Raw genomic sequence first — 26,198 nt, 5'->3', positions numbered from 1 at the left:
AATACCGATAGCTTGTTTTGATTTAGCTATCGGTACATAGTTCTCTTTACAAACATTCTATCTTTTTTTAATTGCTAAAGAGTCCTTTTGTATTTAGATTTTGTTCCAGCATTATCTTAAATGCATTCAAGTAATCTTTGACAGGTTCTTTCTTTGAAGTTATGATACCTATGTTATTTGAAACAAAAACATAGGCTGTCATCAGAAATTCTGCTGTTTCTGATGGATATTTTACAGAAAATACTTTTTCTGAGATGCCTTGATTTATTATCCTCTCAAAATATATAGTCAGTTTTTCAATGAGCTTATGAGATAACTTATCTAACATATAACGATTTTCTTCAAGATCAACCGTCTTTTGTAACTCAGTTCCTTCCGCTGAAACGTTATCTGTAGAGATTATTGTGGCATCTATAAAGGCTCTTATTTTTTCAATAGCAGTTTTGTCGTCATCATTGACAATCACATGAATATCTCTCAATAATTTCTCTGAATAACGTTCCACAAGACAATACAGAATATCTTCTTTGTTCTTAAAGTGATAGTATAACAAACCTCGTGATATATTTACCTTATCGACTATATCCTGAGTTGTTGTGTTCGCATATCCTTTCTCCATAAAGAGGAGCATAGCAGCATCCATAATCTCAGCCCGTCGAATTTCCGGATCTTTTACATCTCGCATTTTATTCCTCCTGATTATAAATTATACTACTCTACTGACAAATTGTCAATTATAAAATTACCTTTTTGAGGATACCAAAAAAATCCTTGACACCAAGGATTTTTCGTCAACATTTTTTCTAAGCTCGTACAAGCAGTGATACCGCCTCCACGTGGTGCGTTTGTGGGACTCAAAAGGTTTGGGGAATCTTTTGAGGATTAACTACGTTTCTCTAACAAACTTACACACTCCACGTGGAGTGATGTGTGGTAACTTATCATCATTATACTTGTTGTATTTCTTAACAAGACCTTTCATCATACCATTATAGTCACTCGCCACTTTTGGATAGTTCTTTCTATTAAGAAAGAGGAAATCACTATATCCATCAATCTCAACACGCTTATCATTCTTTCGATTCGCTAACACTCGCTTAAATGCTTGATAGGCTTCTTCAACCATAGGAACTTGACGTTCACCACTTTTGGTCTTTGGTGTTTCAATGTAGTACCCAATTTCAGTATCTCTCAATAGCTGATGGTCTATATTGACAAGACGATTCTCAAAATCTAAATCTGGAAGTGTCAAACCACCAAACTCTGAAATACGAAGACCTGTTTTTAAGAGTATCAGAATTTCATCATAATTTTTGCTGTAGGTTTTATCAGCTTTCGCAAAGGCTAACAGTTTTTCTTCCTGTTCTCCTGTTAGTACGGTCTTAGGGACAGTATCATCATCAAGAACTGCATTCAGTTGAAAGTCAAATGGATTCTTCCGAACACAATCATCTTGTATCGCAATGTAGAATGAAGCCTTTAAAGAACGTTTATAGTTATTGATGGTTTGATAGGCATAACCATTTTCACTCATTCTAATCGCCCATTCTTTAGCGTCTGATGGTTTAATACTATCAATACTTCTTGCACCTAACTTGTCTTTCTTCAAAATATCCATAAGATATTTGCGTCCAGTTTCAGTATTTTTTCTAACCTTTGGTCTTTGAGCGTTCTGTTTTGCGTAAAGCTGGCAGAGTGTCATTTTCTTTCCTACAACATCAATACCATCATGAATGTCTTTCTGTAACTCTGCGATTTTCTCCCTAAGTGAGATACAATCACGCTTTCCTGCTGGTACTCTGTCTGTAGCCACAAGTTTCCACGAGTAAACAAATTGCGGTTCTCCAAATGAATCTGTATATTTGTATAAGTATCTTCCGTCTTTTCGTTGGCTCTCTCCAGTCTTTAAAATTCGACCTTTATTGTCACGTCTTTTTTCTGACATGGCATTTGCTCCTTTCCATTATGGAAAGAGCCCTGATACGACTTAATACTATTTTATCATATACAAGACCCTTTGGCTACGCTAGATTGCGTTCAATGTATCTATAATTTTTTCAAATTGTTTTCGTTTAACCTGAATACGATTGCCATTCATAATCAGCCAGTTTGCATTTTTATTTTCTTCTGCCAAACGACGCAGCTTGTTTTCGCCAATACGAAAATATTTTGACGCTTCTTCAATAGTTAGGGTATAACGCTCCCAAATCGGAATGTCAGTCTGCTTCATAAAATCCTCCTTTCCAAATCACTTATTGGATTTCATAAAAGTTGTTTTACAAGCAATCGAACAGCTCTAGCAAAGCTCACGGGAGTTCCACCCCTGCATGGTTCTCATGTAGCCATACTCATTGCCTGCGACGCTTTTAACGCTCGGACTATTGACTGTATGGGAGTATCATTATCACGATAAGAAAGTCGTCGCTGGCAATCCTGCTAAAGATTGTTTTTCGGAACACTAACTGAAACGCTCGCTATCTTTAGAAGATAGGTCATGGCGGTTAGCTCCGTTGGCTCTTTTCTTATCGAAACGTATTCAATTACTTTTATTCAGTTTTCAAAGAACAATGGCTCGTTAGCCTATCAAAACACATTGAAAGCTCAATATGCTTTGATGGAATAACAAACCTCCCTGTTCGGGAAGCGTGGAATAGTATGGCACGCTTCCACGAAAAGAGAGAGGTTATTACTTAATTTCAAATGACAGAATCTTTGTAATCAGTCTGGTTTCCATTCTTCCACGTAAGACTTCATCAACGACCATACTTTGATTGCCATATTCATCTTTCATAAGTCGTAGGGAACGTTTCGTTATGTACCCTCTGTAATGATGTAGAATCTGGTTAATCGCTTCTGTATCGCCATCTGTTGCCTTTACAATGAGAGGAAAGGGAATCATAGGATATTGTGTTTTCATTCTTCAAATTCCTCCATAAACTTTTTGATTAAGGCTAGTCCACTGGTTCTATGCCGATAGACAGTAGAACGGTTCAATTTCAACAGGTCTGCAATTTCTGAATCGCTCATGTCCATAAAGTAAAACAGCAGTAGAATTTCACGTTTCTTGTCTGGCAACTCACGTAATGCTTCACTCAATAAATCATTTTCAACACCAACTGATATTCCATTGAGTGTAAAAATCTGAAAGTCAGTTGAATAGTTATCTGTTGTCGCAAACTGGCTAACAAGATAATCGCCAACATCAGAAAAGGACACTTCACGCTTTGCGATCCTTGAAAGATAAAGCAGATAATTCTTTCGCTCGTCTTCCATAGCACGTTTACAGATATAGTCAAACTGATTTTCTATTGTGGTCTGAAAAAAAGATGGTTTCATGTTTCTCACCCCCTTTCTGTCTAGGAAAGGAAGTGAGCCTTGCTCTTTTATCTCCTTTCACTCTTAGTCCCAATGTGAAAGGGGGATTTGTTGCATTACTGATGAATAAACTTTGTAAAAAAGTTCTGAATAACCAAAAAAGCACACAAACAGATTGATTTCTCTGTTTACATGCTTTTATTTTTCTATCTATATGATTTATAAAACCACATTGGTGGACGTACTTATCTATTGCAGATAGACGACTTTTTTTGATAAATACTCAATGTGGGGAACTTGATTGTATGTGATATACTTCATGGCGACTTTGACCTCCAACAAACCGCCATTTGGAAGTAAGATACAATATTTTAACAGCATAAATAGCACTACCATATAACGGTTTTTTTTATTGGCGTTTAGTAGTGCTTTTTATTAAATATGAACCTATAAACTATATAACATGTTTTTCTATACCTGTTTCTAATTCAATAGGAACAGTAAAATGTATAGAGGTGGTCTACTATGCGTAAAAAAGAAGATAAATATGATTTTAGAGCCTTTGGTTTAGCCATTAAAGAAGCTCGATTGAAACGAGGTTTAACTCGTGAACAAGTGGGAGCATTGATTGAAATTGACCCACGTTACTTAACTAATATTGAAAATAAGGGGCAACACCCCAGCATACAAGTTCTTTATGACCTTGTATCGTTACTTCATGTTTCCGTTGATGAATTTTTCTTACCTGCTAATAACTTGGTAAAAAGCACCCGACGATTACAGATAGAGAAATACATGGATAGCTTTACAGACAAAGAACTATCCTTAATGGAATCTTTAGCCAGCGGTATCAACGAAGCAAGAAACATCGAAGACTAATTAAAAGAATCCATACATAACGGAAAGAGCCGATAAAATGAGATTGTATTAATCTCATTTTATCGGCTCTGCGTCTTTGCGTCTGGCTCTGTAATCACAGTTACTTTGAACTGCTTTATTTCAATTAAATTTTCTTGTCTGCATTTCGGACAATAGAGGGGGAATTTTTTTAATTCAGTATCTTCCCTTATCTTTAATCGTGTTTTATTTCCACATACAGGACACAATATCCACTTGTAGTTTATAATAACTATCTCCTCCTTTACACTTTAATTCAAATCTTTATTAAAGAATATTTCATCTTATTTAACAAGAAACCATATTTATATAACAACATAAAATACACTAAGTTATTTTATTGAACATATATCGTACTTTATCTATCCGACTATTTGGACGACGGGGCTGGCAAACAGGTTCACCGGTAGTAACATGGTACCCTTTTAACTCTGTTAAACAAACACTACGTCCATTTGTAAAGAAAGTTAAATCACTACGATATTCTTGAATACACCGAGCAGGGATTTCTCCACTAAGAATGACCTCATTATTTTTCAATTGAGTGTCTACGATGTTCGCACAATATTTAGGAGCATCGTTGTATGCTCGTGAAAGATATTCCTGTGGCGCATAAATTTTAAAACTAAGATATGGCTCTAACAATTCTGTTCCAGCTTTTTTTAAGACTTGTTCCAATACAATAGGAGCAAGCATCCGAAAATCTGCTGGGGTACTAACAGGGCTATAGTATAAGCCATACTTAAAACAGATTTTACAGTCCGTCACATTCCAACCATACAATCCTTGTTCACAGCCATAGCGTATCCCCTCCATAACTGCATTTTGAAACGATTGATTTAAGTATCCAAGAGAAACCGAGCTCTCATACTGTACTCCGCTCCCTAATGGAAGCTGTGCTACAGATAGACCAATGGAAGCCCAGAAAGGATTTGGCGGCACTTCGATGTGAATGGTATATTCTGCATTTTTTAACGGTCTCTCTATATAAATGACTGTAGGCTCTTTTAGTTCTATCTCCACATGATACTTTTCTTGCAACAGTGCACTAATCACTTCCATTTGTACTTTCCCTAAGAAAGAAAGTATAATTTCATGTGTCGTAGAATCCACGTAATATCGTAGAAGCGGATCACTATCTGAGATTTCCAAAAGGGCATCAAGCAACATTTCTCTCTGTTCAGGTTTACTCGGTTCAACAGTTGTTTGTAGTAGAGGGTGCGGATTTTCAATCTTTTTTCTCTGTGGCAATAGTTTTGTATCTCCAAGAACACTATTTAACTTCAAAAACTCATTTTGCAAAATAACAATTTCCCCGGAATAAGCCTTATCAATTTTACATAATTCACCATTTATTGAAGTATACATTTCTGTAATTTTTATTTTTTCCTTTTCCGATATTCTAACCGAATCTCGTAAATGTAGTACTCCACTATAAAGACGTATATATGCAAGACGCTGTCTTTTTTCCGAATACTCAATTTTGAAAACTTTTCCGCAAAGTTCAGACTGACCTCGATGTGTTGATGAATAAAATTTATTCGTAATCACTTCTATAAGGTTATCAATCCCTATATTGTTTTTTGCACTTCCGTGATAAACAGGGAACAGAGAACAATTCTGAAATCTTATGCTTTCCTCTTGTTCGAGTTCCAATGCTTCTAATGATTTACCGGACATATATTTCTCTAAAAGGTCATCGTTTCCCTCTATTACCGTATCCCATTGTTCAGATTCGGTAAAGTTCGTCACACACATATTAGGATACAGTTCTACCTTCTGTTTGATTACAATTTCGGCAGAAAGTTTCTCTTTAATATCCTGATAAACCGTTGATAAATCAATTCCATTTTGGTCAATCTTATTGATAAAAAAGATTGTGGGAATCCCCATTTTCCTAAGTGCATGAAATAATATACGAGTTTGTGCTTGTACGCCATCTTTTGCAGAAATCAGTAGAATTGCCCCATCTAAAACTGATAATGAACGATATACTTCTGCTAAGAAATCCATATGTCCTGGCGTGTCTATGATGTTCACCTTCGTATTTTCCCACTGAAAAGAGGTTATTCCTGTCTGAATTGTAATTCCTCTCTGACGTTCTAAAAGCGTATTATCCGTCCTCGTTGTACCTTTGTCCACGCTTCCTAATTCTGTAATCGCTCCACTGTTATATAATAAGCTTTCTGTTAAGGTAGTTTTTCCTGCATCAACATGAGCTAAAACTCCAATATTAATAATTTTCATGTGATTTTCCTCCATTCAAAAACCCAAAAGGGCATAAAAATCCCAGTGATAAATACTTTTATCACTGGGATTTTTATGCATAACCATAGGCATACAAAGCATACAGATATTCTCCGGATACTTTAGAATCACATGATAAAGGTATTCTTAAACTGGGTACAAAAAACTAAGCCCTCCTAAAAAAGGACATCCAATTATTTGTTCCCACTATCAAATTGACAGTTTATTTAAGAATACCTTGCCGCATATTTATTAACTCCTTTTAAATAGATACTTAAATAATAGCACGTAAGAGCATATTTGTCAAGGAATCTCCAATTTTTTATCAAAGAGAGTACGTGATTACAAAATAGCTGTAATAATGTACCAATATTTGTTATTCTATAATCTTCCAATTACTCCCGTTCTTTTCAAGTACCAAATCAAATTGAGATACCTGCGTTGCTTTGGTCTGCTGGTCGATATACTCCACTGTCAGCGATACCGTGACTTGATTATCCTTACGATTGTGAATAGGATTTACCAGTTCTTGAAAGATGTACTCTTTTCCGATTGGTTTTAATATCCCGTCATTCACATAGTAGGAAAGTTCACTGGCTGTCGCTGTAGGATAGAGCTTGAAGAACGTCGTTAAAAACTCATTGATTTCATTGGTTGTAATGGAATCAACCGTCCCCTCACTTTCAATGGCTTTTGGTTTATAACTTGATTTCTTAGGTATGTTGGTAATGGTCGGATTCTTAACCAGTACCATATTTCCAGAACCATCTACATAGACACTCACTATATAAGCAGAGTGGACGGTCTTTGTATTTTCTCCCTCTGTAATGAGCTGGTCTACACTGTAGGTTACATTAAACTCATTGTCGCCAGTTGGCTCTACCGTCCATATCTGAAATCCTCTTACAGAAGACGATACAGGAATATCTTTGCGTACTGTATCAACATTGAGAGCTTGAAGTTCATCTGTCAGATAGCCTTTTAGACTTTCCATTCGATTATCAATGGACTTATCGGATTGCTCCCATGAATAGTAGACTTTCGCAAAGTTCTCTACAAAATTTTCTACATGATGAGTATCAACGTATTCCTTTTCTATGATAGTTGTTTCGTGAATAGTATGAGTATCTATAGCTGTAAAGTGCTTGAATATCGCAAAGCTGAAACTAAGCCCTAAAAGTACCCACAAGGCAATCACAACCTTTTTATGAGGATTGACCTTATAGACACGAGGTTTCTTTTCCTTTGGTATCTGTTTTTCTTTATTCTGATTTTTTCTAAATTTCATCATTAAATCTTCCTTTCTCATTGTTTGATTCGTCCTGCTCCCACTAAATGCTGTTGCCAGTAGGGGCTTGTTAAGTCGGCATAACCGATTGGGTCGCCTGCATGAAACATACGGTTATTGCCAAGGTATATCCCAACATGAGTAATATAAGAGCCAGCGTTATAGGTAGAATGAAAGAAAACCAAATCGCCGGCTTTTGCTTCCAATAATGGGATATGCCGGGTTACATCATATTGCTGTTGTGCTGTTCGTGGTAAGTTGATTCCAGCTTTTCCATACGTCCATTGTGTCAGTCCGCTACAATCAAAAGAGGTAGTCGGGGAAGCTCCGCCATAGACATACTTCCAGCCTTCAAATTTCAGAGCTTCGTCCATGATGGCTTGTACTGTATCATCATTAAACTCTGTTGTGACAAGATATGTAGCTTTGCCATAATATATAAAACACTATGGCAAATATCCGCTAAAATAAGGGTATTGGGGCTAACCTCTTTTATAATTTCATAAATTTGTTGATAATTAAATTCATTTCCATACGATGAAGCACCAATAATAATCAATTTAGGTTTATATTTATCTAATAATTCCTTTAATTCGATATAATCAATATTTAAATCATGATCTAAGTGATAATATTTTACAGTACCTTTGCCTGTATAAGTGTGTGAAATATGTCCTCCGTCTTTTGGAGATAACGATAAAATATAATCGTCACTTTCTAAAACACAATTATAGACTATTTGGTTAGCCTGAGTTCCTGAATGTGGTTGCACATTAACTCTATAATCACCAGGATTTAAATCAAAAAGTTGAAGACACAATTCTTCTGAATATATTTCAATATTATCCAATGAAGTACAATGAGGAAAAAAGCGTTTTTCAACAGCTCCCTCTGTTGGCAGAGTAGCGAGAGGGAAACTTTGAATCTCTAATACTTCGGTGAATGGATAGCTAATACATGCAGCAAGATTTATTACGCTATTCTGTTCTTGGTTATATGAATCAAGAATTTTATTTAACTTCTGATAGATTTCACCTTCAAATTTATTAATTTTATACACTGACTTCTCCTATCGATAACAATTTATTATCGCTATACAAAGCACCTAAATAGGTTTATAATAGCATGATTATTGATAAAGGAGATTTTTATGGATTATAAACTTATTTCTACTTACTTAGATTATTGCAAAACTCATAAGCGTTTGAGTTCGCACACGATTCGCGCTTATAAGAATGATCTTATGCAATTTTATAACTCAGACTATGATAATGTCGAATCCTATATAGAACAGTTGACACGATCTAACATAAAAACGAATACATTAAGAAGAAAAATTGCTTGTATGAAGGTGTTTTATAACTATCTAAAATACCAGAACATAATTGAAGAGAATCCCTTCAATCAATTGCGCTTTCAATTTAGAACTGAAAAAGTATTGCCTAAAACGATTCCGTATGACATTCTGAAAAGCATTTTTATATATTTAGAACGGAAAGTAATTGTATCTAAAACTGACTATCAAAAACAACACGCTGAAAGAAATCTACTAATTATTTCACTTTTACTTTCAACAGGCATCAGAATTTCTGAACTTTGCCACATTCATCTCAAAGATATTAATCTTTCCAATAAGACACTCCATATTATAGGAAAGGGTAAGAAAGAACGTATCCTATTTTTAGGAGATCAAAAAACATTCAATTTATTAGAAACATATATAAATAAAACAAGAAATGAATCAAATGATTTCTTGTTTCCAGGGAAACATTCTCTTAAACCATTGTCAGAGCAAAGTGTACGTTTAGTTATAAAGAGAATCGTTGAACAAAATAGCTTATCTAAAACTATTACACCACATATGTTTAGACATAGCTTTGCGACAATGCTTCTAGATAATGATGTAGATATTCGATACATTCAACAAATTCTTGGACACAGTTCTATATCAATCACACAAATCTATACTCACGTATCTCATTCAAAACAAAAAGAAATACTTAGTTCTTTTAATCCTGTATCAGCGATTCATTCTGAAATCGAATAAGAGAACTTTCCAAAGCCTACAGTTTAGTTCATCTAAAATTAATTTTTGTAGTTCGAATTTAGTTAATAGATTTTATGCTCAACAAAATCAAAAAACATATAAAACTTCACTTTGAATCAGCATTTATAATATATTCTGTATTTAAGAACTCCATAATTGTTTTTCTAAAATATATCTTTCAAATATCCTTAAATATAATAAAAAGAGATGGGCAAAATCTCAATTCCTGAAGAAAATGGAGTAAATCTTCCCACAAGAAAACGCATAATTTCAAGTTTTTCAACACCTGAGATTATGCGTTTTTTGGTTCTAAAAAATTTTCGCCCACCTTAATTAAACAACTAACAAAAGTTATAAGTAGACTATATTTTAAAATTTGTGTTCTAACAACTATTTCAATTAGTTAAATCTTTAAATCTTTCTTCTCCAGATTTAAGCATCTCTTTCTCTACCTGACTCCACTCCCCAAACAGTAACTCTTGAAGAATATCTGCTGCTGAAATTTTATCTTCTCTTGAATCATATACACAACCTCTATCTCGTTGGTAAATTTGAATTCTTTCAAAGATAGCTAGTTCTTCCAATTGTCGTGTATTATCAACTAGATGATTTACAATGAAATCATGATGTTCTTTTGGAGTTGCGCGTGCTTGATTTGGGTTAATAGCGTACAGTTCTTCGTATCGGATAAGGGTGCTCAGATAGGACAGCTTAGGCTTTGTCGCAATCAAGGCTAATTGTATTTCATATCCCCTACTTTTCAAGAGTTGTGCTGTTTTCTTTGGAACATCAATAGTTCGTAAAGTTCCCTCTATCAAAAGATTGTATCCCAAATGACTCAATTCTCTTACTAAAGACTCTACCATTTTACCTGCAAAATATTTGGTGTATTCAACACTGTCTTTGCCATATTCTTGCTGAAGTTCTAAATAGTGTGGATGCTGAGAACGAAAACTATCTCCATCTATGATAACAATATTTCCTTGAAATTCTTTCTGTTTAATTCGATGAATTGTAGTCTTACCGGCACCACTTTGCCCTCCGAGCAAAATCGCTATAGGTTGCTTACTGGACTTTTTTCCTCTTGTCAGTGAACGAAGATTCCGTGCTAGAGCATGTTTGAATTCACTGTCAGTATAATCTTGGATTTCCACTAGGCTACCATCCGTTTTTCAGATATCTCTAACATACGTTCAATTCCATCCAAATAGCCGCTATATCTCTCTATTTCATCAAAAGTTTCTACTAAATAGATATTCGTATGAATCAAGTCAGATAGATCATCACTCATTAAAATCCAAGGATTAGATTCATCATCAATGCTAATTCCCTGACTATCTTGATAACGATAGAGTCGAGATAAAAGATTAGCACCTCTTTCTTTCACAATTTCAATTTTTAAAGTCAATTCATAGTCTTCAACAGGATTCAGCATTTTATCTTCTCCTACAATATCGACATAAGATACATTAAACTTCTGACAAATGATGTCTATTAATTCGGTAGAGACTGAACTCGTTCCATTTTCATAACGACTCAGACTATTTCGTGAAATACCTACAATCCGTGCAAATTCGGGTTGTGTTAAGTCATGTGTTTTACGTAAGGATTTTATGTTCTTTCCAATCATGGCAAACTCCTTTATTTTTCTAAATCCATTATAGCATAAAAAAGCAGAACGCACCAAAATTGGTGCGTTGTTTGTTGTTTTTCTAGCCTAAACTTTACTTCTAAAAAAGCCACCTTAAAGAGTAATTCCTTTTTCGGTGGCTTTTCAAAATACTATACAATAAAATACTCTTGTTTAATTTTTGTAAGCAGGTTGTTAGCAACCGAAGTTACACCAACATGCATCAGTTCAGGATCAGAATAATCTAGATTACGAGCATAGCCTTCTGCAACAGTCTGAGCAATACGCTCATCCAATTTATAATTAGAGGCTTTTAATAGTGCTTGAAATAATTCTGAACTATATAGTTTAATATTATTTTCCAACGATACTACTGCCATTTTTGTAACTCCTCTCCTGTCTTTGATTGATAAACTTTCTCTATTTTCATTATATCACAAAAAGATTGGTTGTGAATGGATAATTGTTTAAAAGAATAGGGTTTTCTAAACTCAGCAAGCATTTCTTCTTTTGTAATTTCATTCTGACGAAAACGAGCTAAAGCTTGGGTTGGATTGTCATCAGTCTGAACACCATAGATAAAATCAAAATGGTGTTGTAATTCATCTGGATTTTCCCGATTTTGAACGACAAATTCCGCAAAATCTAAATCTGACTCTGACTTTTTATGTTTTGCAAAATAGTGACAATGATAGTCAGGGTTCTTAAAAATTTCTATAAAATTTGAAATACGAAATTCTACTATAATTCCTACTTCTTCTTCTGAGTCAAAAATATTATTATTAGAAGTGCTTCGATTTAATACTTCAACTTGCTTGTTAATAAATTTTCTAGCTTGTTCAAAGTCAGGTGTGATATAGAAACCAGGTCCAAAGTCTAGCTCACTTCCTAAATTAAATTTAACATCGATTCCTTTTTTTAAGGATTCTAAATGTCTCAATAATGTAGCATGAAACCACTGCGTCTGACCTAGTTGCTTTTCCTGCTTGGTAGTCAACTCCAAAATATTTACTTCCTTCTCTAGTCTATACTAAAAGTATAACACAAGACTTTATGCAAGTAAAAGAAAATTTTATAAAACCATTTATTTCATTCCATTTTTCCTAAATCTCTCTAAATTCTTCTCCAATTGTTCTTTATGAAGTTGGTTCTTAGCTTCCTTTAATGTGTCGTCCAAAGTTTCTTCTCTGTAAGTTGCTTCTGTTTTTAGCTGTTCGGTTTCTTGATCTGGAGTGAAAATAATATCTAGCAGTCGGTCTATTTTTTCAAGATCTTGGACAGACATATCAGATAGTCTATGAATTAGCTTTTTAAATACATCACTATTGTCGTGATTTTTCTTAAAAAATGTTGTAAACATCTATAACCTCTCAAAAAAAAAAGCAGCCTATCAGGACTGCTTAGTGTAATTCGGAAATCGCATCATAAATGGACTGCAATTTCTTATTTTCTTTATTCTTTGTGTCAATCAACGTATGTAGCTCTTCAATTTTCTTTTGACTACTTTGAATATCGCTATTGTTATCCGCAATAAGTCTTTTAAGATGTTGCTGATAACTTGTAGTGATATCTGTCTCTTTTCCTGTTCTAACCTCTGTAACTTTGGGTTTAGAACTAGAATTTGATTCCGTCACAGGTGCTTGTTTGCGCTTTTGAAAAGCTGCTTCATAATTTACATCATTACCTCCTTGATGATTTCCAAATAAGGCCGCAATTTTATCTGGATCTTCTTGATTTTCTGATTTACTTTCTAATGGTTGATTAAAATTCCAATCTTTTGTCATTCACTCATTTCATCCTTTCTAAATTCAGAATCATCGAATTGTCTTTCTTTACCAAAGGCATGATCAAGAGCTTCTTCAAAACTCATGTGACTGATGCTTTGACGCCTTTTGAACGTCGCAAACATCGCTGTCTCCAGTTGCTCTTTGTAAGCAGCTAGTTTTTCTGTCTCTCTTGCTACCTTACTTTCTTGCCTAGTGACCTTTTCTTCTAAGCGTTCAATAATGGTCATATACTATCCTCCTTCATTCTAATATTAGCTAAAACATCTTGATTTTGTTATCACAATTCTAAACATTGAGAGGTTTGTCTTACTGGTTGATTCCTCAATGTCTCTTTTGCATTCTCGAACATCAATTGTAAATCTGATTTCTTTTCTCGAAGAATATCGTTCCAGTCTCTTTTTTCTTTCCCATATTCATTATCAGGTAAATCCAGTAAAACAGGAAATCCTGATTTAGATAACTTATCAGAAAAATCTTTACCTGCATCATCACAATCTACTGCCAGTGTCAATAAATCAGAATGATTATCAAAATAGCTGGTGGTATCACGAATTGTATTGAACAAAGGCAATAACTTTGAAGGTATTACTGTATCTAAAAATTCCAACTTCTGATTTTCTTCAGCTATCAGTCGTAAAGTTTGATAAGCAACAACAGACCTTTTTAATCCCTCCATAGATACCAAACGAACATCTGATAGGCTTTGTTGATGAAGTTCGTAATAGCTCATCAAGTCGATAAACGATTCACAAAAGACCAGTCTATTTGGTTTACCAATATCAAAGGATATTCCAACATGTCCATGGCTTCCTTTTAGAATCGTTTTTAACCTCTCTCTAGGAAGAGAGTGATTCTTATAAATCCCTTGTATACTTGCTGCCTTCAGTTTGTGACGATGATCAAAGCTTTTAAAAACAATAACAGGTTCAACAGTTTCATTTGTTTTCCAACTAGCTTGTGCTATCAAACCTTGTTGAATCATCTTTTCTATGATTTCTTCTGAGATTCCTCTACATTTTGTTAAGTAATATCTGGCCAGACTGCAGTTAGAATCTTCTACTCTCTTTAAAGGATAATAAAATGGTCTCTCTCTTTTTTCTTGAACAGCTTCTTTTTGAAAAGGTTCTTCAGAAAGAAAAGCTAGAGCTTCTTTAAAGGAAATTCCCTTAACAAGTCGAACAAAATCAATAACATCACCTTGAATATCTCTTGAAAACCATTTAAAAGTATTGGTAGTTGAAAAAATTCGGAATGAATCGTGTTCAGGATGTTCATAGACACGGCTAGAAACTTGTTTAAAGGAAATACCTAAACGATTGGCTACATCAAGAATTGAAATTTGCTTACATTCCTCTATATTCATAAAACATCATCATTTTGTCGTAGTATTTGGCAGTGATGGTATTGATGATGATTCTTCTAAAGTTTTAGGAGTTGCCTTATCTAAATCATCTAACCCAGATTTCCAAACCTGTACTTGATTGACCAATAACTTACCTGGTAGTTTCGAATAAGACAACTTAACTGTTCTTGTTTCTGTCTGATTAGTCTTTGATTGGTTGGCATTCTTTAAATCAGATACATAGGTTACATTATAAGAGACCATGGCAATGGCTTGATTCGTAGTCTGATTGACAAAGATATCTGCTTTTTCAAAATGATAATCCAAAATATAATCCTTATACACTTGGTTCATAGCATCATTTTGACTTGACAATTCTTGAGAATAAGCCGATTCAGTCATATAAGGTTGAATACGTGTATTATTTTCTCCGAGCTTTTCTTTCGTATAGTACTGCGTCAAAAATTCTTTTACAGTATCCGATGACAAAATGCTGGCTTTATCTTCTGCTTGTTTGTCCTCTACAAGTTTAGCTGCAGCCAATTCGATTTCTTTGCGACTTTGTTTAGCAGTAGAATGTTGACCAGCAGTATATCCCATCATGAGAATAAAGCTAGTTGCGGCTACTGCTCCAACACTAATTAAGGCTTTAGTTTTGACTTTATTTAACATCTTAGACCTTCTTTCTATAAAAACTAGGTCAAGAATAACAAAAAGAACTTGTAAGTTTTATCACATCACAACGAAAGGTAATTCCTACATTTCAGGCGCCAAATCGTACAGTTCAGAGAAAAATATCAAAATTAGCTGTCTTCAGCTTATAATATAAATATGAACAAATTAAAAGAAGAAAATTTGAGAAGAGCTCTTTCTCATATTGAACGACATAAACAAGCTATAAATACAAGTAATAATAGTGAGGATAATGATTTTCATAAATTATTACTCCAATTTAGCTATGAAGTATATGAAAGAATCAAGGCAAATAAAAAACCTTATCCGAATTTAGATTCAGATAAAGTCTTTTGATTATCTAAAAAGTTCATATTTTTTCCTTATTTATGGAGTTAATGAAGTGCCAACTGAATCCTAGAACCAACATCAGATTGATGAAAAGGTACACAGCCGTAAAACTAGTTAAACCATGTTGTCTGATATCATCAAAATATAAACTAGGTTCAGTAAAGAACAAATAAATTCCATAGACCTCCACGAAAATAAGAAAACTAATAAAACCAATAAGGAAAAGTCCACTGGCAATAAGAAAGAGTCTCCATAAAAGAATGAGAATTCCTCCTACTGCTAAAAAAATTACTGGGATAAGGAGTAAATCATTCATGACTTTCTCCTTTCTAGTCAATCAATTGACGATAATGGGTGGCAAGAGAGGAATCAAACTCTTCTAATTTTTGAACTAAGTCCAAATACTCCTCTTTTTCATATTCTTCAAAGTCCACACCTCGATGATTTTGAAGAGCTATTTCCAATTGACTAGTGAGTTCTCGTTTAGAAAAACTGTAATCCCCAGTAACTTCCTCATAATGTTCCTTTAGCTCCTTGTAGGCTTGGTATTCTTCAGGCGTTTGAAATCCCTGTACCAAGGCCTCTTCTAATTGATAATAGGTATCTTCCATCATAATCGTTACCTCGTTTCTTTCTATCTTTATTTTACCGCGCTTTTCTTTTCTTGTCCGCTATTTGTATCTATTTTTTAATCTAATTCAAAAGAAAGTTGTTCTTGCCTTTCTTTTCCTTTTTCGTGGAATTGTCTTAAGGCCTGATCAATAATATCTAAATCCGTTTCTGTTTCAATCAATGGCGAGAGTACATCGTATTCGGCCTTTTTAGTTTGATAATCCTCTTCCTTTGGAAAATTTTTCTCAATTTCAACTTTAGCAGTAGTCAATTTATCCTGTAATTCATCCAATAAGTTCTGAGTTTTCACTTGGTCCTCCTTAATGTGATCAATCGTATGCTGAAGTCTTTGAATTGTCCCCAAAGGAGAATACAAATCTAAACTGACAGAATACTGATTTTCTCCCACAATCTTAACAGAGAAGGTTTCAGGAAGAGGTTGATTTGTTGGAAGACTAAGCATTTTAATGTCAAATCCTCGATAGCTTGCTAGGGTTCGGAATTCTTTGCTGTCAGCTTGATTATGACGGATAAGACGGTGTAGGGATTCACCTGCTTCAGCTCGTTGCTCAAAAGCTTGCTTGCCTACTGTCATAGAAAATGCCTGGTCTTTCGACATTTCAGACTGTTGAATGTCGCCTTCATACTTGCTTAATCGTTTCTCAAGAATGGGCATATTTTCTTCACAGTAAGAGATTGTATGACGATAGTGATCCTTGCTGCGTTGAAAGGCACGTCTTTGATTTTCTAATAGGGTCAAATCATTCTCTAGTTCCATCTTATATTTAAGATAAGGATTACCTGTTGCTAGTGCCTTAAAATCAGAAGCTGTCATGGTCTGCTCATCAATATCTTCTGCAGCACGAATTGGCTCCTTAGAAGTCATAATCTGCTTAATATAACGGAGTTTGTTCTCCTGAGTTGCCCATAGATAATTATCAAACGAACCTTTGGTAATGTAGTGGTAAATATCCACTTCCTTATTTTCATTTCCTTGTCGGATAATCCGTCCATTGCGTTGCTGAATGTCACTTGGTCTCCAGGGGACATCCAGGTGATGAACTGCTTTCATCTTGCTCTGAACATTTAAACCTGTTCCTCCTTTTTCAGTTGAGGCAAGGAGAATCCGCACTTCTCCTGCATTGACCTTTCGAGACAAACTATTCTTCTTTTCATCACTATTGGCATCATGTACAAAGGCAATTTCCTTACTAGGGATTCCTCTATCAACTAATAAAGCCTTTATTTCAGAATAGACATCAAAGCCATTATCCTTTTTCTTAGGTGTTCCAATATCTGAAAAAATCATCTGAGTAGCCTTATTTTCCATTCCCTCACGATAAATTCTTTCAACATTATCCACTACCTGAAGCAGTTTATGATTGTCTGCTAGACTATAACTAGAGTCCAATAAACGCATATCAATAGCTAGTTTTCGTGCCTCACCCGTAATTTTTAACATGTTATCCTGGCTCGGATCAACTGTTCCACATTTGACCATATCTGACCTCATAACTAATTCTTCTAAATAGAGTTTCTGGTTTTCAGTTAACTCACTCTCAATAGGGATAATATGAGCTTCTGGAACAGGTAAATCCAACATATCTTGTGTTTGAATGTCGGCTGTTTCTTTATAGATTTTCATCAACTCAGGTAGATTGACAAACTTTTTAAATCGTTTCTTAGGTTGGTACTTATCCCCTGTAGGAGCTAATTCCATAGAATTTTGAATTTCTCCAAAAGCACCTACCCAAGAGTCAAAATAATCAACTTGATAGCGTTTTAAGATATCTGGTTGAATATAGTTCATCATAGTATACAACTCACTAATAGAATTGGAAACAGGTGTCCCTGTCGCAAAGACAATATTTTTAAAATCATGTTCTTCCTGAATCTGTCGAACCTTCATCTCCATATCCACGTTCTTCTTAGAGGTTGTATTGGTAATACCTGCTACATTCCCAAGTCCAGTAATTGGACGAATATTTTTAAAGTGATGTGCTTCATCCACAAAGAGAAAATCAATTCCTAAGTTCTCAAAATCAATAAAACTATCACGATTGAAACGTTGGAGTTCTTCCAATTGTTTCTCTAGACCACTTATTGATTGTTCTGCTTCTTTAACGGTATACTTATTTTCAGAATGTGTTTTAATCTCTCGTAGTTCATTGAGTTTATCCTCTATATAGTTCATCTGTCTTTCCTTACTGACAGGGATTTTTTCAAATTGAGAATCCCCAATGACAATAGCATCGTAATCTCCTGTAATAATACGTGATACAAATTGTTTTCTTCTCGCCTTCACAAAATCTTTCTTAGTGGTCACAAAGACTTTTTTAGTAGGGAAAAATTTCATGATTTCTTGGCCAAATTGAGCAGACAAACTAGAGGGCACCACATACAATGGCTTATGAACCATCCCCAACTCCTTTAATTTAAACCCAGCACCAAGCATAGTCAAGGTCTTTCCTGAACCTACCTCATGAGCTAACAATGCTCTTTTTTCTTCTACGATTCTTTGAATGGCATTCTCTTGATGAGGACGAAGACTGATGTTTTGTGCCAAGCCATCAATGACTAGATGGCTACCGTCATACTCTCGACTAACTGTTCGATTATAAAGACGATTGTAGCTTTCCTCAATGACTTGTTGGACTTCTGGATACCGTGAGACAAAGTCTTGAAAGAGCTCTTGTAAATGCTGCTCTTTTGCTCTTAGAACAGAGGTTTTTTCCAAATCTGTGATAGTCTTTTTCTTTTCTCCTTCCGTAACAGTCATAGTAATCGTCGGTTGGTTTGAATTTAGTAAATTCTCAAAAATCTTTCTTCCTGTATCATAACGTGACCCACTGACTCCAAGACTACTATCTTTGGCACTTGGATAGCGATAAGCAAATGATGTCCTTAAATGAACCTGGCCATCGACAGGATTCACTTCAATGACTTGTTCAACATCAGGCGAAGACAATTCAAATTCACGATTGGTAAAACATTCAAAGGCAAATTTACCATAAACGGATTGAGGAATCCAACGTGACCCTATTTTAAACTCAATATCTGCCAGATGAATCCGTGGAGGACGAACAGATTCTAACAAATCTAAAGCATGAGACCAGTCACATTCTTGATTGTTTTCCTCCACTAATAGTTGAACTACTTCTATCTTGTTGAGAATATCTCCTGACAAAAACTGGTTCTTAGAAAGATATTTTCTTTCCCCTCTTAAATAGCTTTCTGGATCTATTAAAATCTGGTCACCTAACTCATCTAAAATAGCAGCTTGGCTATGTTCGGGATAAATTGATACCATATAGTCTAAATCAACCCCTCTACCATCCGATAAACTGGAGTTTAAGGCATCTAAAGCCGTTGAAACTCTTGCAATCACTCTCTCTGGTCTAACCAATGCTTTCTCAAAGGCTAAAGATTTTTTATATTTTACTTTCTGATCTTTAGAATCAATGTATTCATCTTCTAAACTTGCTAGTAAAGAATACTTATCGTCACTATCAAATAAGTTCCGATTAACTGAGGCATTCAAGTATCCAAATTGACTTACAAAGCGGTCATAGTCACGATTGAGTTTACTAAGTAATACCTGAAAATCTGTCCGACTATAATCTTGATGACGTTGAATTTCAATTAAGGATTGATAGGTCTCTCTCAAATCAACCATGCCCTTAATACGACTAATATCCTTATCCGATAAGGGACTTTCATAAAAGACAGTTTTTTTGAACAGTCCCTTATATTTCCCTCTTTTACTCGCTTCTTCTGACTTGTAAACATCTAGTGCTTCCTCATCTGTCAAATGAAGTTGCACGAATCGGTCTATTTTATGTTCAGACAAAGAACTGTCCCAGGCTTTAAAATCTCCCTTCTCGTCTACATAATAACTAATTTCGTCTACTTTTGAACTTTTCCGAATACCATGCGTATCTCGATAATAAATTTGATTTCCCTCATATCCAAAAGAATAGAGCGCTAAGTCCTCACGTATACGACTTGGGATAGAATTATCCACTTCTTCTTGGATAAAAACAGGTGCTTTCAAAGAATTGTCAATTTGTTTAGGTGCTTCCACATTCTCTAAAGCTTCCATTATGTCAGTAGCTAATGTTTCTGATACCCCCTTAACATTGAGAGTTCCTCCATTAAAATTACGTACCTCATATTCACCCAAAACTTGTGTATTGTATTTCCCATCAAAATATGGATTAATCCAGACACGCTTATCCTCTTCAAAGGGAATAGAGCCACTAAAGACAAGCTCATCTTCATTAAGATTCTTTGCTAGATCCTTTTGAAAGAAGAGGAGGTCTGTGGTCACTCGAGTACCTGCAATCTTTTTAAAAGCCGTATCTGGCAACCGAACTCCCCCTAAAAAATGAGTGTTGGATTTAATTTCTTGTAAGACATTATCTGTCCGCTTATCCATTGTCCCGATAGATGAGATAATAGACACTTGTCCTCCATCTCTTACTAAATCAAGTGAGTGTTTGACAAAGTAATCATGAATCATATAAGGTTTATCATAGTTTTTATCTGCAATCCGAAAATTTCCAAACGGAACATTCGTTAAGACTAAATCAAAACTATTATTTTGATAGGGAACTTCTTCAAATCCTCTCACTTCAATATGGGTATTGGGGTGGAGTTGTTTTGCGATTGCGCCTGTCACGCTGTCTAATTCAACTCCATAGAGTTCTGACCTCTCTCGTATACTTCTAGGCATCGCCGCAAAGAAGTTCCCAGTCCCCATAGAAGGATCTAGTATCCTTCCTCCCTCAAAACCATCATCCAGTAATTTTTGCCAAATCTGGCGAATAATCATTGGGTCTGTATAATAGGCTGTGAGGGAACTTTGTTTCATGGTGGAGTATTCTGACTTACTTACTAAGCTCCTAAGAGTTAAACGTTCTGCTTCATACTTTGGATTGAGTTCATCAAAAAATTCATTGGCAAGACCGCCCCAGCCGACATACTTGGCTAGTAGCTCTTGTTCTTCTGGATTCGCTTGTCGTCCATCTTTTTCTAATCTTTTAACAAGTTCAATTGCGGCGATATTCGTTTCAATTTTTTCTCGATTTGTCTTAGGGTAAAAGTCCTCTAAATCATCTGGAAAAACAAAATCTTTAACGGGGACATCCGTCTCTTCTATATCTGAAATAAGCGTTTCTGTTTCCTTATCTTTTTCCTTTTCATTTTCATTTTCATTTTCTTCTTCCAGATAGGAAAACAAATCTATTTCCTGACTTTCTCTTGATGAATCAATCTCAATCTCTGAATCTTCTTTTGCAAGTTCTACGAGAGACAATACTTGTTCAATCTCTTCCAAACTGTTCAAGTATAAGATAGGATTTTCTTCAAATAACTGCTTGGAATCATTGAATAGCTCTAGGCGAACTAAGTCATTTAACTGGGCATTTTCAATCGAAACCAACTGAAATACTTGACCTTTATAACTTACTTGTGAACTGATTGGATATTCCCTCAAAGCTTCTTCTACAATTTTATCTACTTTAGATAGGGAATGAACTTCCACATTTTCTTCTACCTGGTCAATATTATCTAAAGGTAAGACCACTTCCTCTACTTGCTTAGACTTTTCTCTTATAGCCTTTACTTCATCAAAATGAGTAATAATCTTCAGCTTTTGTGTCAGTGGGAGTTGTGTGTAGTTTTCTTCATGATGGACAAGATCCGTCACGGTATCTAAAGTAGCCATTAATTCAGAACCCAAATAGGCTAGAACAGCTCCCTCTTTTTCTTCAAAATGAATCTCAAGAACTTCTTTTTTAAGCTCTTTGGAATCAACCATTAGCAGAAATTCCTCTATATCTCTACTAACACGGTCAGATAGATTATTCGCAACCCGATAGACATTGACTAAATTGACATCCTGATTCTGATGAAATACAAGCTCACTTAATGGTTCTAACTTCTCTTTTTCAGATTGGATGTAAAATCGAGTGGAAAGGTTATAGGTTGCGACTTCTAGCACCAAGTTTTTCTCCCAACTACTTAATTGAGATAATTTACTTAGACCTGCTTGTCCAAAATTTCTTGTATAACTTTCTAAATCTTGGTCATGATTTTCAGAACTGGCCTCTAGGAAAGAAACAATATCTTGATCAAAAGAATAGACGTGAGGAATCTCTTCTATCTTGCCCTCTTCAGCCAAAAAACTCTCTACCAAATCCTGCCATTTCTCATCAAAATGTTGCGCTTGATAACGAAGAAATAGGTCCATTTTCTCCCTATCTTTTGGAATTGTTCCACGAAACATAGCCAATAATTGTATTACTTCCATACTCGCTCCTTTCATCTATATGAAAATAGGAGAATCACATGATTCCCCTACAACTCTATCTCCATTTCAACCTCTTGAGGACTGGTTTCTAAATCACTAGACAAAAGAGAAACGGCATCTGTTCTCATGTAGTAAGTGTATAAGTCTTCTAGGTCTTGTTGGTTTTCAATCCCTGTTTCAATACTAATCAGAGCCTGTATAAATTCCTTGTAGTGACTCTCCATCATATCTGAAATCTTTTGTTTCATTTCCATAAATACTGATGACGGTTCGGTTAGACATGTTTGGTCTAAGTCTTCTAAATCCTTTTCTAAGGGATTGGTTCCTTCTTCTACTTCCACTAAATCTGAACGTCCATCACCATCAGAATCTGCGCTAAGAGGATTGGTTCCTAGCGCCAATTCTTGAGCATCAGTCAGTCCATCCCTATCCGAATCACGTTGATAAATGGTTTTCATATACTTACTTCCTTCTTTCCTAGTTAATCTTTTTTCACACCAATCCTACCAAATATTCCTTGAAAGAAGTATCACAAATCGAGTAGAGGATAATCTCTAGCCCCTCTCACACCACCGTACGTGCCGTTCGGCATACGGCGGTTCAACTAACTTTTAACGCATGTCGTTCAAGGTAATAATCCAAACACGAAACCAGTCCACGTTTTTCGCGGGTGCCCACGGAGGACTTACACGTCAGATGCACGACATGCCCGTCGTACACAAAAAACGGTTCATTACCTAATATGGTAATGAACCGTTTTTGAGAATATAAAGAAAGATTTGGATTTGATAAACCTAACTCAAATTACTTATTAATGTACTGAGTAACGTTTTGCAATATCCGCGATATTATCAGCGATAAGGTCTGAAGTCAAATGAGAGCCTCCATTATCCAACTCTTCAAACCAATTCTTCAATACAACATTTGTGACAGAAGAAACAGTATCAGGAGTAATGCGATAATTCTTCCGTAAAAACTGTTCTACCTCAACTCTAAGAGCTTGTTTTTCATTTGTCAAAATCATATCGTGTCCTCCTCAACTAAGATTAGTTTATTTGCAATTTTTTGATCACATATACAAAGTTGTGTATCACCCTGATATTTTCCCAAAAGAATATCAGCGGTTTTTTCTAAGGAATTTACTCCCTTGAAATAGTCATCTAAAGTGACTTTCAAACGAGTAACTTGACCATCAAGAACTGGGCCAAATACTGCTGAAAAATTATGAATATTACTTCCAGCCTTAGCGTCTAACTCCAATCTATTTTTATAAACAAACTGAAAGTATTCTTTATCAATTTCAAAAATCTTCGTTTCAACATCATTAGAATCTTGAAACTGATAACTTAAAACAACAGGCTTTACGTTTGGATTAAAAGGAAGTTCATCTTTTGTTTTTCGCTGAGCCCATTTAACAGCCTGAACAAATTTAGATGTCACATAAAATCCTATACCAAAATCACAGTTCCGTTTACTATGATAAACATCTATTCCATCTTTTAAAGATGGAACCTGAGTAGATGTCGTTCCGTGATACCAAACAGCTGTGTTGCTAAATTGATTACTAAAGCTTAACTCTTCCATAAATTAATTATATCATTTTACTATAATTTATGCACGTACTATTTTATAAATTTCATCACAGAGCATATTCAAATAATTAGTAGCAATTTGATAAAATTTCATACATAGTTGTTATTATCACTAAAAAATAGGATTGCCTGCAGACAACCCTTTAAAACTTCCAGTAAGGCACGGAATCTCCTGATGAGTATTTTCTTTTTAGAGTCGGTATTACTCTCCGACTACTTCTAATTAAATTAGACTAGAAACGATACTGGTGTCAAGTAAAAACACTATTTCAGATTAATTTCTCTCAGTAGTGCTGCCACCAGATTACGAGCTTTTGGCAAGCGATAGAAACCTGTAGAACGTTTAATCCCAATCCTCGCAAACATATCTTCAATACTCTCATCAAACTCTTTAGCAAGCAAGCACAAAGTGATATCATACAAATCCCTATCTGCTTGCCTTACAATAGATTGACATCCTATCAGGCTATCACATCAAGATACTCAACTTGTATTCTCACTCTGATACTTCATCAGCACATAAGAAAAAGCCTTACCTAAAAAGCTTTTCTTAACACCTTTCGTTCCAAGGTTTCTAGGCTTTTACGAGCAGAGCAACACACTCCACGTGTGCTGAGAGCTTTCTTCTATACTAATAGACGAAAGGGTGTGAAAATGATTTTTAAATGATACTGTGGAACGGAACAGTAGCCCTAGTATTGACTACTGTCGTTTCTATTCATATTGGCTATTCTAGGACTGAGATGAAAAAATCTATAAATGCTCAGAATAAAATTGAACCCGCAAATCTCCCCAAAACAATGGTGAGTCATGTACTTGTATTATTCCGAAAAAATACACCTCTGGTGCAGTGAGACAAATTGGTGTATCTTATAGTGGCTTCGTAGATGAAAGCTATACTCTACTATCACTCTTTGATGATGTAGAACAAATTGAAAAAGATAATAGACTTCAGACAGCTATTGATGTTGTCAGAGAACAGTTTGGTTTTTTAGCCATACAAAAAGGAACCGTCCTAACTGAAGGTTCCAGAAATATTGAACGCAGTAAACTTATCGGTGGTCATTCCGCGGGTGGATTGGAGGGATTAAAATGAAACAAGAAAAAAATACAGTACAATTTTCAGAAATCCGTAGCAAAGGATGTAATGATATTGAAATGCTTGAAAGATTTTTACATGGAATCGTTGAAACAGCAACTTCAAAACTTCGTCAGAGAAAACTCAAAACAACTGAAATATCGATACGACTAGTACATGCTAAATCTGAAAACCGATTACCATTGGAATTTACATTTAGCATTAAGCCAACAAGCTCATCTGTGATAATCTATACTGAGGTAATCAATCGCTTTAAAGAATGTTACACAGGTGGGGGAATTCAAGGTTTTACGATTCAATTTGATAAAAATACCCTTGCCTCTGCATAGAAAGGATTTGATATGATTGACCGTTCATATTTACCATTTCAATCAGCAAGAGAGTACCAGGATACAAAGATGCAAAAATGGATGGGCTTTTTCCTATCTGAACATGCATCAGCACTCTCTGATGATACAAACAAAGTAACGTACATGTCTGACTTATCACTAGAGAAGAAATTATTACTCCTCAGTCAAGTATACGCCGGGCAGCTACGCACACGCATTCAAGTGATTGAAAAAAACAAGCGTGTTTCCTACACTGGAACAATACCAAGTCTGACCAAAGATTTCATTTTGATAAAAACTACAACAGGTCACATCAATTTGAAATTAAAAGACATTATTAGTATTGAACTTGTCGAGGAGGTGCTCTATGAATCAGCTTGAGTTTCAGCGTAATCACCTACAAATGGACTATTATAGCGAGAGCTACCAAGATTTTGAACGTGACTTCTACCGCTACTCTAACATGAATATTCCATTGACCTTCCTAACTGATGATATCCTAAAAACAATGGCGACTTCACGTAAGAATTACTTTGTCCTCAATAAGGAAAAGTCCAGAGATAACCGCGATCACTTCTTCATATTTGAAGTAAGTACCGTAGATGAGAATCCGCTAATCTATCATTATACATATAAGAAAACTACAATATATTTAGCAGAAAAATAGGAGCAGTTCA

At 35.1% G+C, this 26,198-nt stretch carries 30 protein-coding genes and 5 pseudogenes; 8 read left to right on the top strand and 27 right to left on the bottom strand.

The features are described from left to right. Window positions 1-67: 67 nt before the first annotated feature. The 3 genes and pseudogenes from M594_RS05025 to M594_RS05015 form a co-directional block, all read right to left on the bottom strand. Entirely contained in the window at window positions 68-685 is a 618-nt protein-coding gene (locus tag M594_RS05025; protein WP_045611710.1) for a TetR/AcrR family transcriptional regulator, read from the bottom strand. A gap of 225 nt (window positions 686-910) precedes the next feature. After that, window positions 911-1,945, bottom strand: a pseudogene (locus M594_RS05020) (site-specific integrase); the annotation flags it as partial. An 81-nt stretch (window positions 1,946-2,026) separates the two neighbouring features. Then, window positions 2,027-2,230, bottom strand: a complete 204-nt coding sequence (locus M594_RS05015) for an excisionase (RefSeq protein WP_000814512.1) — start codon at window positions 2,228-2,230, stop codon at window positions 2,027-2,029. Here M594_RS05015 and M594_RS10105 point away from each other — a divergent pair. After that, a pseudogene (locus tag M594_RS10105) lies at window positions 2,214-2,462 on the top strand (hypothetical protein). The gene M594_RS05015 and the pseudogene M594_RS10105 sit on opposite strands and share 17 nt — an antisense overlap. A 224-nt stretch (window positions 2,463-2,686) precedes the next feature. Here M594_RS10105 and M594_RS05010 read toward each other — a convergent pair. Both M594_RS05010 and M594_RS05005 read right to left on the bottom strand, forming a co-directional pair. After that, window positions 2,687-2,917, bottom strand: coding sequence for a helix-turn-helix domain-containing protein (locus M594_RS05010; protein ID WP_000857133.1), 231 nt, complete (start codon window positions 2,915-2,917; stop codon window positions 2,687-2,689). After that, entirely contained in the window at window positions 2,914-3,336 is a 423-nt protein-coding gene (locus M594_RS05005) for a sigma-70 family RNA polymerase sigma factor (RefSeq protein WP_000804599.1), read from the bottom strand. Before M594_RS05005 ends, M594_RS05010 begins: the two co-directional genes overlap by 4 nt. A 504-nt stretch (window positions 3,337-3,840) precedes the next feature. Between M594_RS05005 and M594_RS05000 the strand changes: the two genes are divergently transcribed. Continuing rightward, entirely contained in the window at window positions 3,841-4,194 is a 354-nt protein-coding gene (locus M594_RS05000; protein ID WP_001227347.1) for a helix-turn-helix transcriptional regulator, read from the top strand. A 59-nt stretch (window positions 4,195-4,253) separates the two neighbouring features. Here the strand turns inward: M594_RS05000 and M594_RS04995 are convergent, their stop codons facing one another. The 6 genes and pseudogenes from M594_RS04995 to M594_RS04970 all read right to left on the bottom strand — a co-directional run bounded on the left by M594_RS04995 (window position 4,254) and on the right by M594_RS04970 (window position 8,807). After that, window positions 4,254-4,421 (bottom strand): cysteine-rich KTR domain-containing protein, encoded by a 168-nt coding sequence (locus tag M594_RS04995; protein ID WP_000336323.1) that lies wholly within the window; start codon window positions 4,419-4,421, stop codon window positions 4,254-4,256. Between the two features lie 118 nt (window positions 4,422-4,539). Then, window positions 4,540-6,459, bottom strand: a complete 1,920-nt coding sequence (tet(M), locus tag M594_RS04990; RefSeq protein ID WP_173876118.1) for a tetracycline resistance ribosomal protection protein Tet(M) — start codon at window positions 6,457-6,459, stop codon at window positions 4,540-4,542. A 15-nt stretch (window positions 6,460-6,474) separates the two neighbouring features. Beyond that, window positions 6,475-6,522 (bottom strand): annotated as a pseudogene (locus M594_RS10200) (hypothetical protein); the annotation flags it as partial. A 313-nt stretch (window positions 6,523-6,835) separates the two neighbouring features. Next, window positions 6,836-7,768 carry a conjugal transfer protein gene (locus tag M594_RS04980; protein ID WP_001224318.1) on the bottom strand — a complete coding sequence of 311 codons (933 nt, stop codon included), beginning with the start codon at window positions 7,766-7,768 and terminating at the stop codon, window positions 6,836-6,838. Beyond that, window positions 7,765-8,166 (bottom strand): annotated as a pseudogene (locus tag M594_RS04975) (C40 family peptidase); the annotation flags it as partial. The pseudogene M594_RS04975 and the gene M594_RS04980, both read right to left, overlap by 4 nt. Beyond that, on the bottom strand, window positions 8,106-8,807 hold the full coding sequence (locus tag M594_RS04970; RefSeq protein ID WP_254597242.1) for a hypothetical protein: 702 nt from the start codon (window positions 8,805-8,807) through the stop codon (window positions 8,106-8,108). The pseudogene M594_RS04975 and the gene M594_RS04970, both read right to left, overlap by 61 nt. A 90-nt stretch (window positions 8,808-8,897) precedes the next feature. Between M594_RS04970 and M594_RS04965 the strand changes: the two genes are divergently transcribed. Further along, complete coding sequence (locus M594_RS04965) at window positions 8,898-9,794, top strand: tyrosine-type recombinase/integrase (RefSeq protein ID WP_050088029.1); 897 nt, start codon at window positions 8,898-8,900, stop codon at window positions 9,792-9,794. A 395-nt stretch (window positions 9,795-10,189) separates the two neighbouring features. Here M594_RS04965 and pezT read toward each other — a convergent pair whose 3' ends face one another. The 9 genes from pezT to M594_RS04920 all read right to left on the bottom strand — a co-directional run bounded on the left by pezT (window position 10,190) and on the right by M594_RS04920 (window position 15,225). After that, the gene (pezT, locus tag M594_RS04960) at window positions 10,190-10,948 is read right to left on the bottom strand and encodes a type II toxin-antitoxin system toxin PezT (protein WP_173876117.1); all 759 of its coding nucleotides are present in this window, start codon (window positions 10,946-10,948) and stop codon (window positions 10,190-10,192) included. Continuing rightward, window positions 10,948-11,424 carry a type II toxin-antitoxin system antitoxin PezA gene (pezA, locus tag M594_RS04955; RefSeq protein ID WP_000579619.1) on the bottom strand — a complete coding sequence of 159 codons (477 nt, stop codon included), beginning with the start codon at window positions 11,422-11,424 and terminating at the stop codon, window positions 10,948-10,950. The genes pezT and pezA overlap by 1 nt, the downstream gene beginning before the upstream one ends. A 152-nt stretch (window positions 11,425-11,576) precedes the next feature. Continuing rightward, window positions 11,577-11,804 carry a hypothetical protein gene (locus tag M594_RS04950; protein WP_000301902.1) on the bottom strand — a complete coding sequence of 76 codons (228 nt, stop codon included), beginning with the start codon at window positions 11,802-11,804 and terminating at the stop codon, window positions 11,577-11,579. After that, complete coding sequence (locus tag M594_RS04945; RefSeq protein ID WP_000424174.1) at window positions 11,795-12,427, bottom strand: DUF3990 domain-containing protein; 633 nt, start codon at window positions 12,425-12,427, stop codon at window positions 11,795-11,797. The genes M594_RS04950 and M594_RS04945 overlap by 10 nt, the downstream gene beginning before the upstream one ends. Before the next feature lie 81 nt (window positions 12,428-12,508). Further along, window positions 12,509-12,784 (bottom strand): hypothetical protein, encoded by a 276-nt coding sequence (locus M594_RS04940; RefSeq protein WP_000495442.1) that lies wholly within the window; start codon window positions 12,782-12,784, stop codon window positions 12,509-12,511. 40 nt (window positions 12,785-12,824) lie between these two features. Continuing rightward, the gene (locus M594_RS04935; RefSeq protein WP_000159216.1) at window positions 12,825-13,208 is read right to left on the bottom strand and encodes a DUF5945 family protein; all 384 of its coding nucleotides are present in this window, start codon (window positions 13,206-13,208) and stop codon (window positions 12,825-12,827) included. Further along, window positions 13,205-13,438 carry a DUF5965 family protein gene (locus tag M594_RS04930; RefSeq protein ID WP_000152419.1) on the bottom strand — a complete coding sequence of 78 codons (234 nt, stop codon included), beginning with the start codon at window positions 13,436-13,438 and terminating at the stop codon, window positions 13,205-13,207. Before M594_RS04930 ends, M594_RS04935 begins: the two co-directional genes overlap by 4 nt. A 50-nt stretch (window positions 13,439-13,488) precedes the next feature. Further along, window positions 13,489-14,574, bottom strand: a complete 1,086-nt coding sequence (locus tag M594_RS04925) for a toprim domain-containing protein (RefSeq protein WP_173876116.1) — start codon at window positions 14,572-14,574, stop codon at window positions 13,489-13,491. Between the two features lie 9 nt (window positions 14,575-14,583). Continuing rightward, window positions 14,584-15,225, bottom strand: a complete 642-nt coding sequence (locus M594_RS04920; protein ID WP_000933082.1) for a hypothetical protein — start codon at window positions 15,223-15,225, stop codon at window positions 14,584-14,586. Window positions 15,226-15,384: 159 nt separating this feature from the next. Here M594_RS04920 and M594_RS04915 point away from each other — a divergent pair, with 159 nt between their 5' ends. Continuing rightward, the gene (locus M594_RS04915; protein ID WP_004249782.1) at window positions 15,385-15,582 is read left to right on the top strand and encodes a hypothetical protein; all 198 of its coding nucleotides are present in this window, start codon (window positions 15,385-15,387) and stop codon (window positions 15,580-15,582) included. Window positions 15,583-15,595: 13 nt separating this feature from the next. Here the strand turns inward: M594_RS04915 and M594_RS04910 are convergent, their stop codons facing one another. The 7 genes and pseudogenes from M594_RS04910 to M594_RS04880 all read right to left on the bottom strand — a co-directional run. Beyond that, on the bottom strand, window positions 15,596-15,892 hold the full coding sequence (locus tag M594_RS04910; RefSeq protein ID WP_000998891.1) for a DUF5966 family protein: 297 nt from the start codon (window positions 15,890-15,892) through the stop codon (window positions 15,596-15,598). A 13-nt stretch (window positions 15,893-15,905) separates the two neighbouring features. Continuing rightward, complete coding sequence (locus M594_RS04905) at window positions 15,906-16,190, bottom strand: DUF5962 family protein (RefSeq protein ID WP_000969641.1); 285 nt, start codon at window positions 16,188-16,190, stop codon at window positions 15,906-15,908. A 74-nt stretch (window positions 16,191-16,264) separates the two neighbouring features. Next, complete coding sequence (locus tag M594_RS04900; protein ID WP_000452057.1) at window positions 16,265-22,501, bottom strand: DEAD/DEAH box helicase family protein; 6,237 nt, start codon at window positions 22,499-22,501, stop codon at window positions 16,265-16,267. Between the two features lie 47 nt (window positions 22,502-22,548). Further along, on the bottom strand, window positions 22,549-22,959 hold the full coding sequence (locus M594_RS04895) for a thrombospondin type 3 repeat-containing protein (RefSeq protein WP_173876115.1): 411 nt from the start codon (window positions 22,957-22,959) through the stop codon (window positions 22,549-22,551). Window positions 22,960-23,312: 353 nt separating this feature from the next. After that, the gene (locus tag M594_RS04890) at window positions 23,313-23,525 is read right to left on the bottom strand and encodes a hypothetical protein (protein WP_033680325.1); all 213 of its coding nucleotides are present in this window, start codon (window positions 23,523-23,525) and stop codon (window positions 23,313-23,315) included. Further along, window positions 23,522-24,085 carry a DUF3990 domain-containing protein gene (locus M594_RS04885; protein ID WP_153209484.1) on the bottom strand — a complete coding sequence of 188 codons (564 nt, stop codon included), beginning with the start codon at window positions 24,083-24,085 and terminating at the stop codon, window positions 23,522-23,524. Before M594_RS04885 ends, M594_RS04890 begins: the two co-directional genes overlap by 4 nt. Window positions 24,086-24,357: 272 nt before the next feature. Continuing rightward, a pseudogene (locus M594_RS04880) lies at window positions 24,358-24,537 on the bottom strand (hypothetical protein); the annotation flags it as partial. Window positions 24,538-24,943: 406 nt separating this feature from the next. Between M594_RS04880 and M594_RS04875 the strand changes: the two are divergent. From M594_RS04875 to M594_RS04860, 4 genes are read left to right on the top strand one after another with little or no spacing between them, the layout of a single operon-like run. Beyond that, window positions 24,944-25,189 (top strand): hypothetical protein, encoded by a 246-nt coding sequence (locus tag M594_RS04875; RefSeq protein WP_001813542.1) that lies wholly within the window; start codon window positions 24,944-24,946, stop codon window positions 25,187-25,189. Beyond that, a complete protein-coding gene (locus M594_RS04870) occupies window positions 25,186-25,521 on the top strand; it encodes a hypothetical protein (RefSeq protein WP_000806926.1) in 336 nt (111 codons plus the stop codon). Before M594_RS04875 ends, M594_RS04870 begins: the two co-directional genes overlap by 4 nt. A gap of 12 nt (window positions 25,522-25,533) precedes the next feature. Then, complete coding sequence (locus tag M594_RS04865; protein WP_000567222.1) at window positions 25,534-25,902, top strand: hypothetical protein; 369 nt, start codon at window positions 25,534-25,536, stop codon at window positions 25,900-25,902. Next, on the top strand, window positions 25,889-26,188 hold the full coding sequence (locus M594_RS04860; protein ID WP_001072467.1) for a DUF5960 family protein: 300 nt from the start codon (window positions 25,889-25,891) through the stop codon (window positions 26,186-26,188). Before M594_RS04865 ends, M594_RS04860 begins: the two co-directional genes overlap by 14 nt. Window positions 26,189-26,198 lie beyond the last annotated feature (10 nt).

It is taken from the genome of Streptococcus mitis (genome assembly GCF_013305725.1).
Lineage (GTDB): Bacteria > Bacillota > Bacilli > Lactobacillales > Streptococcaceae > Streptococcus > Streptococcus mitis_BO.
This window is presented reverse-complemented; position numbering and strand designations above follow the sequence as displayed.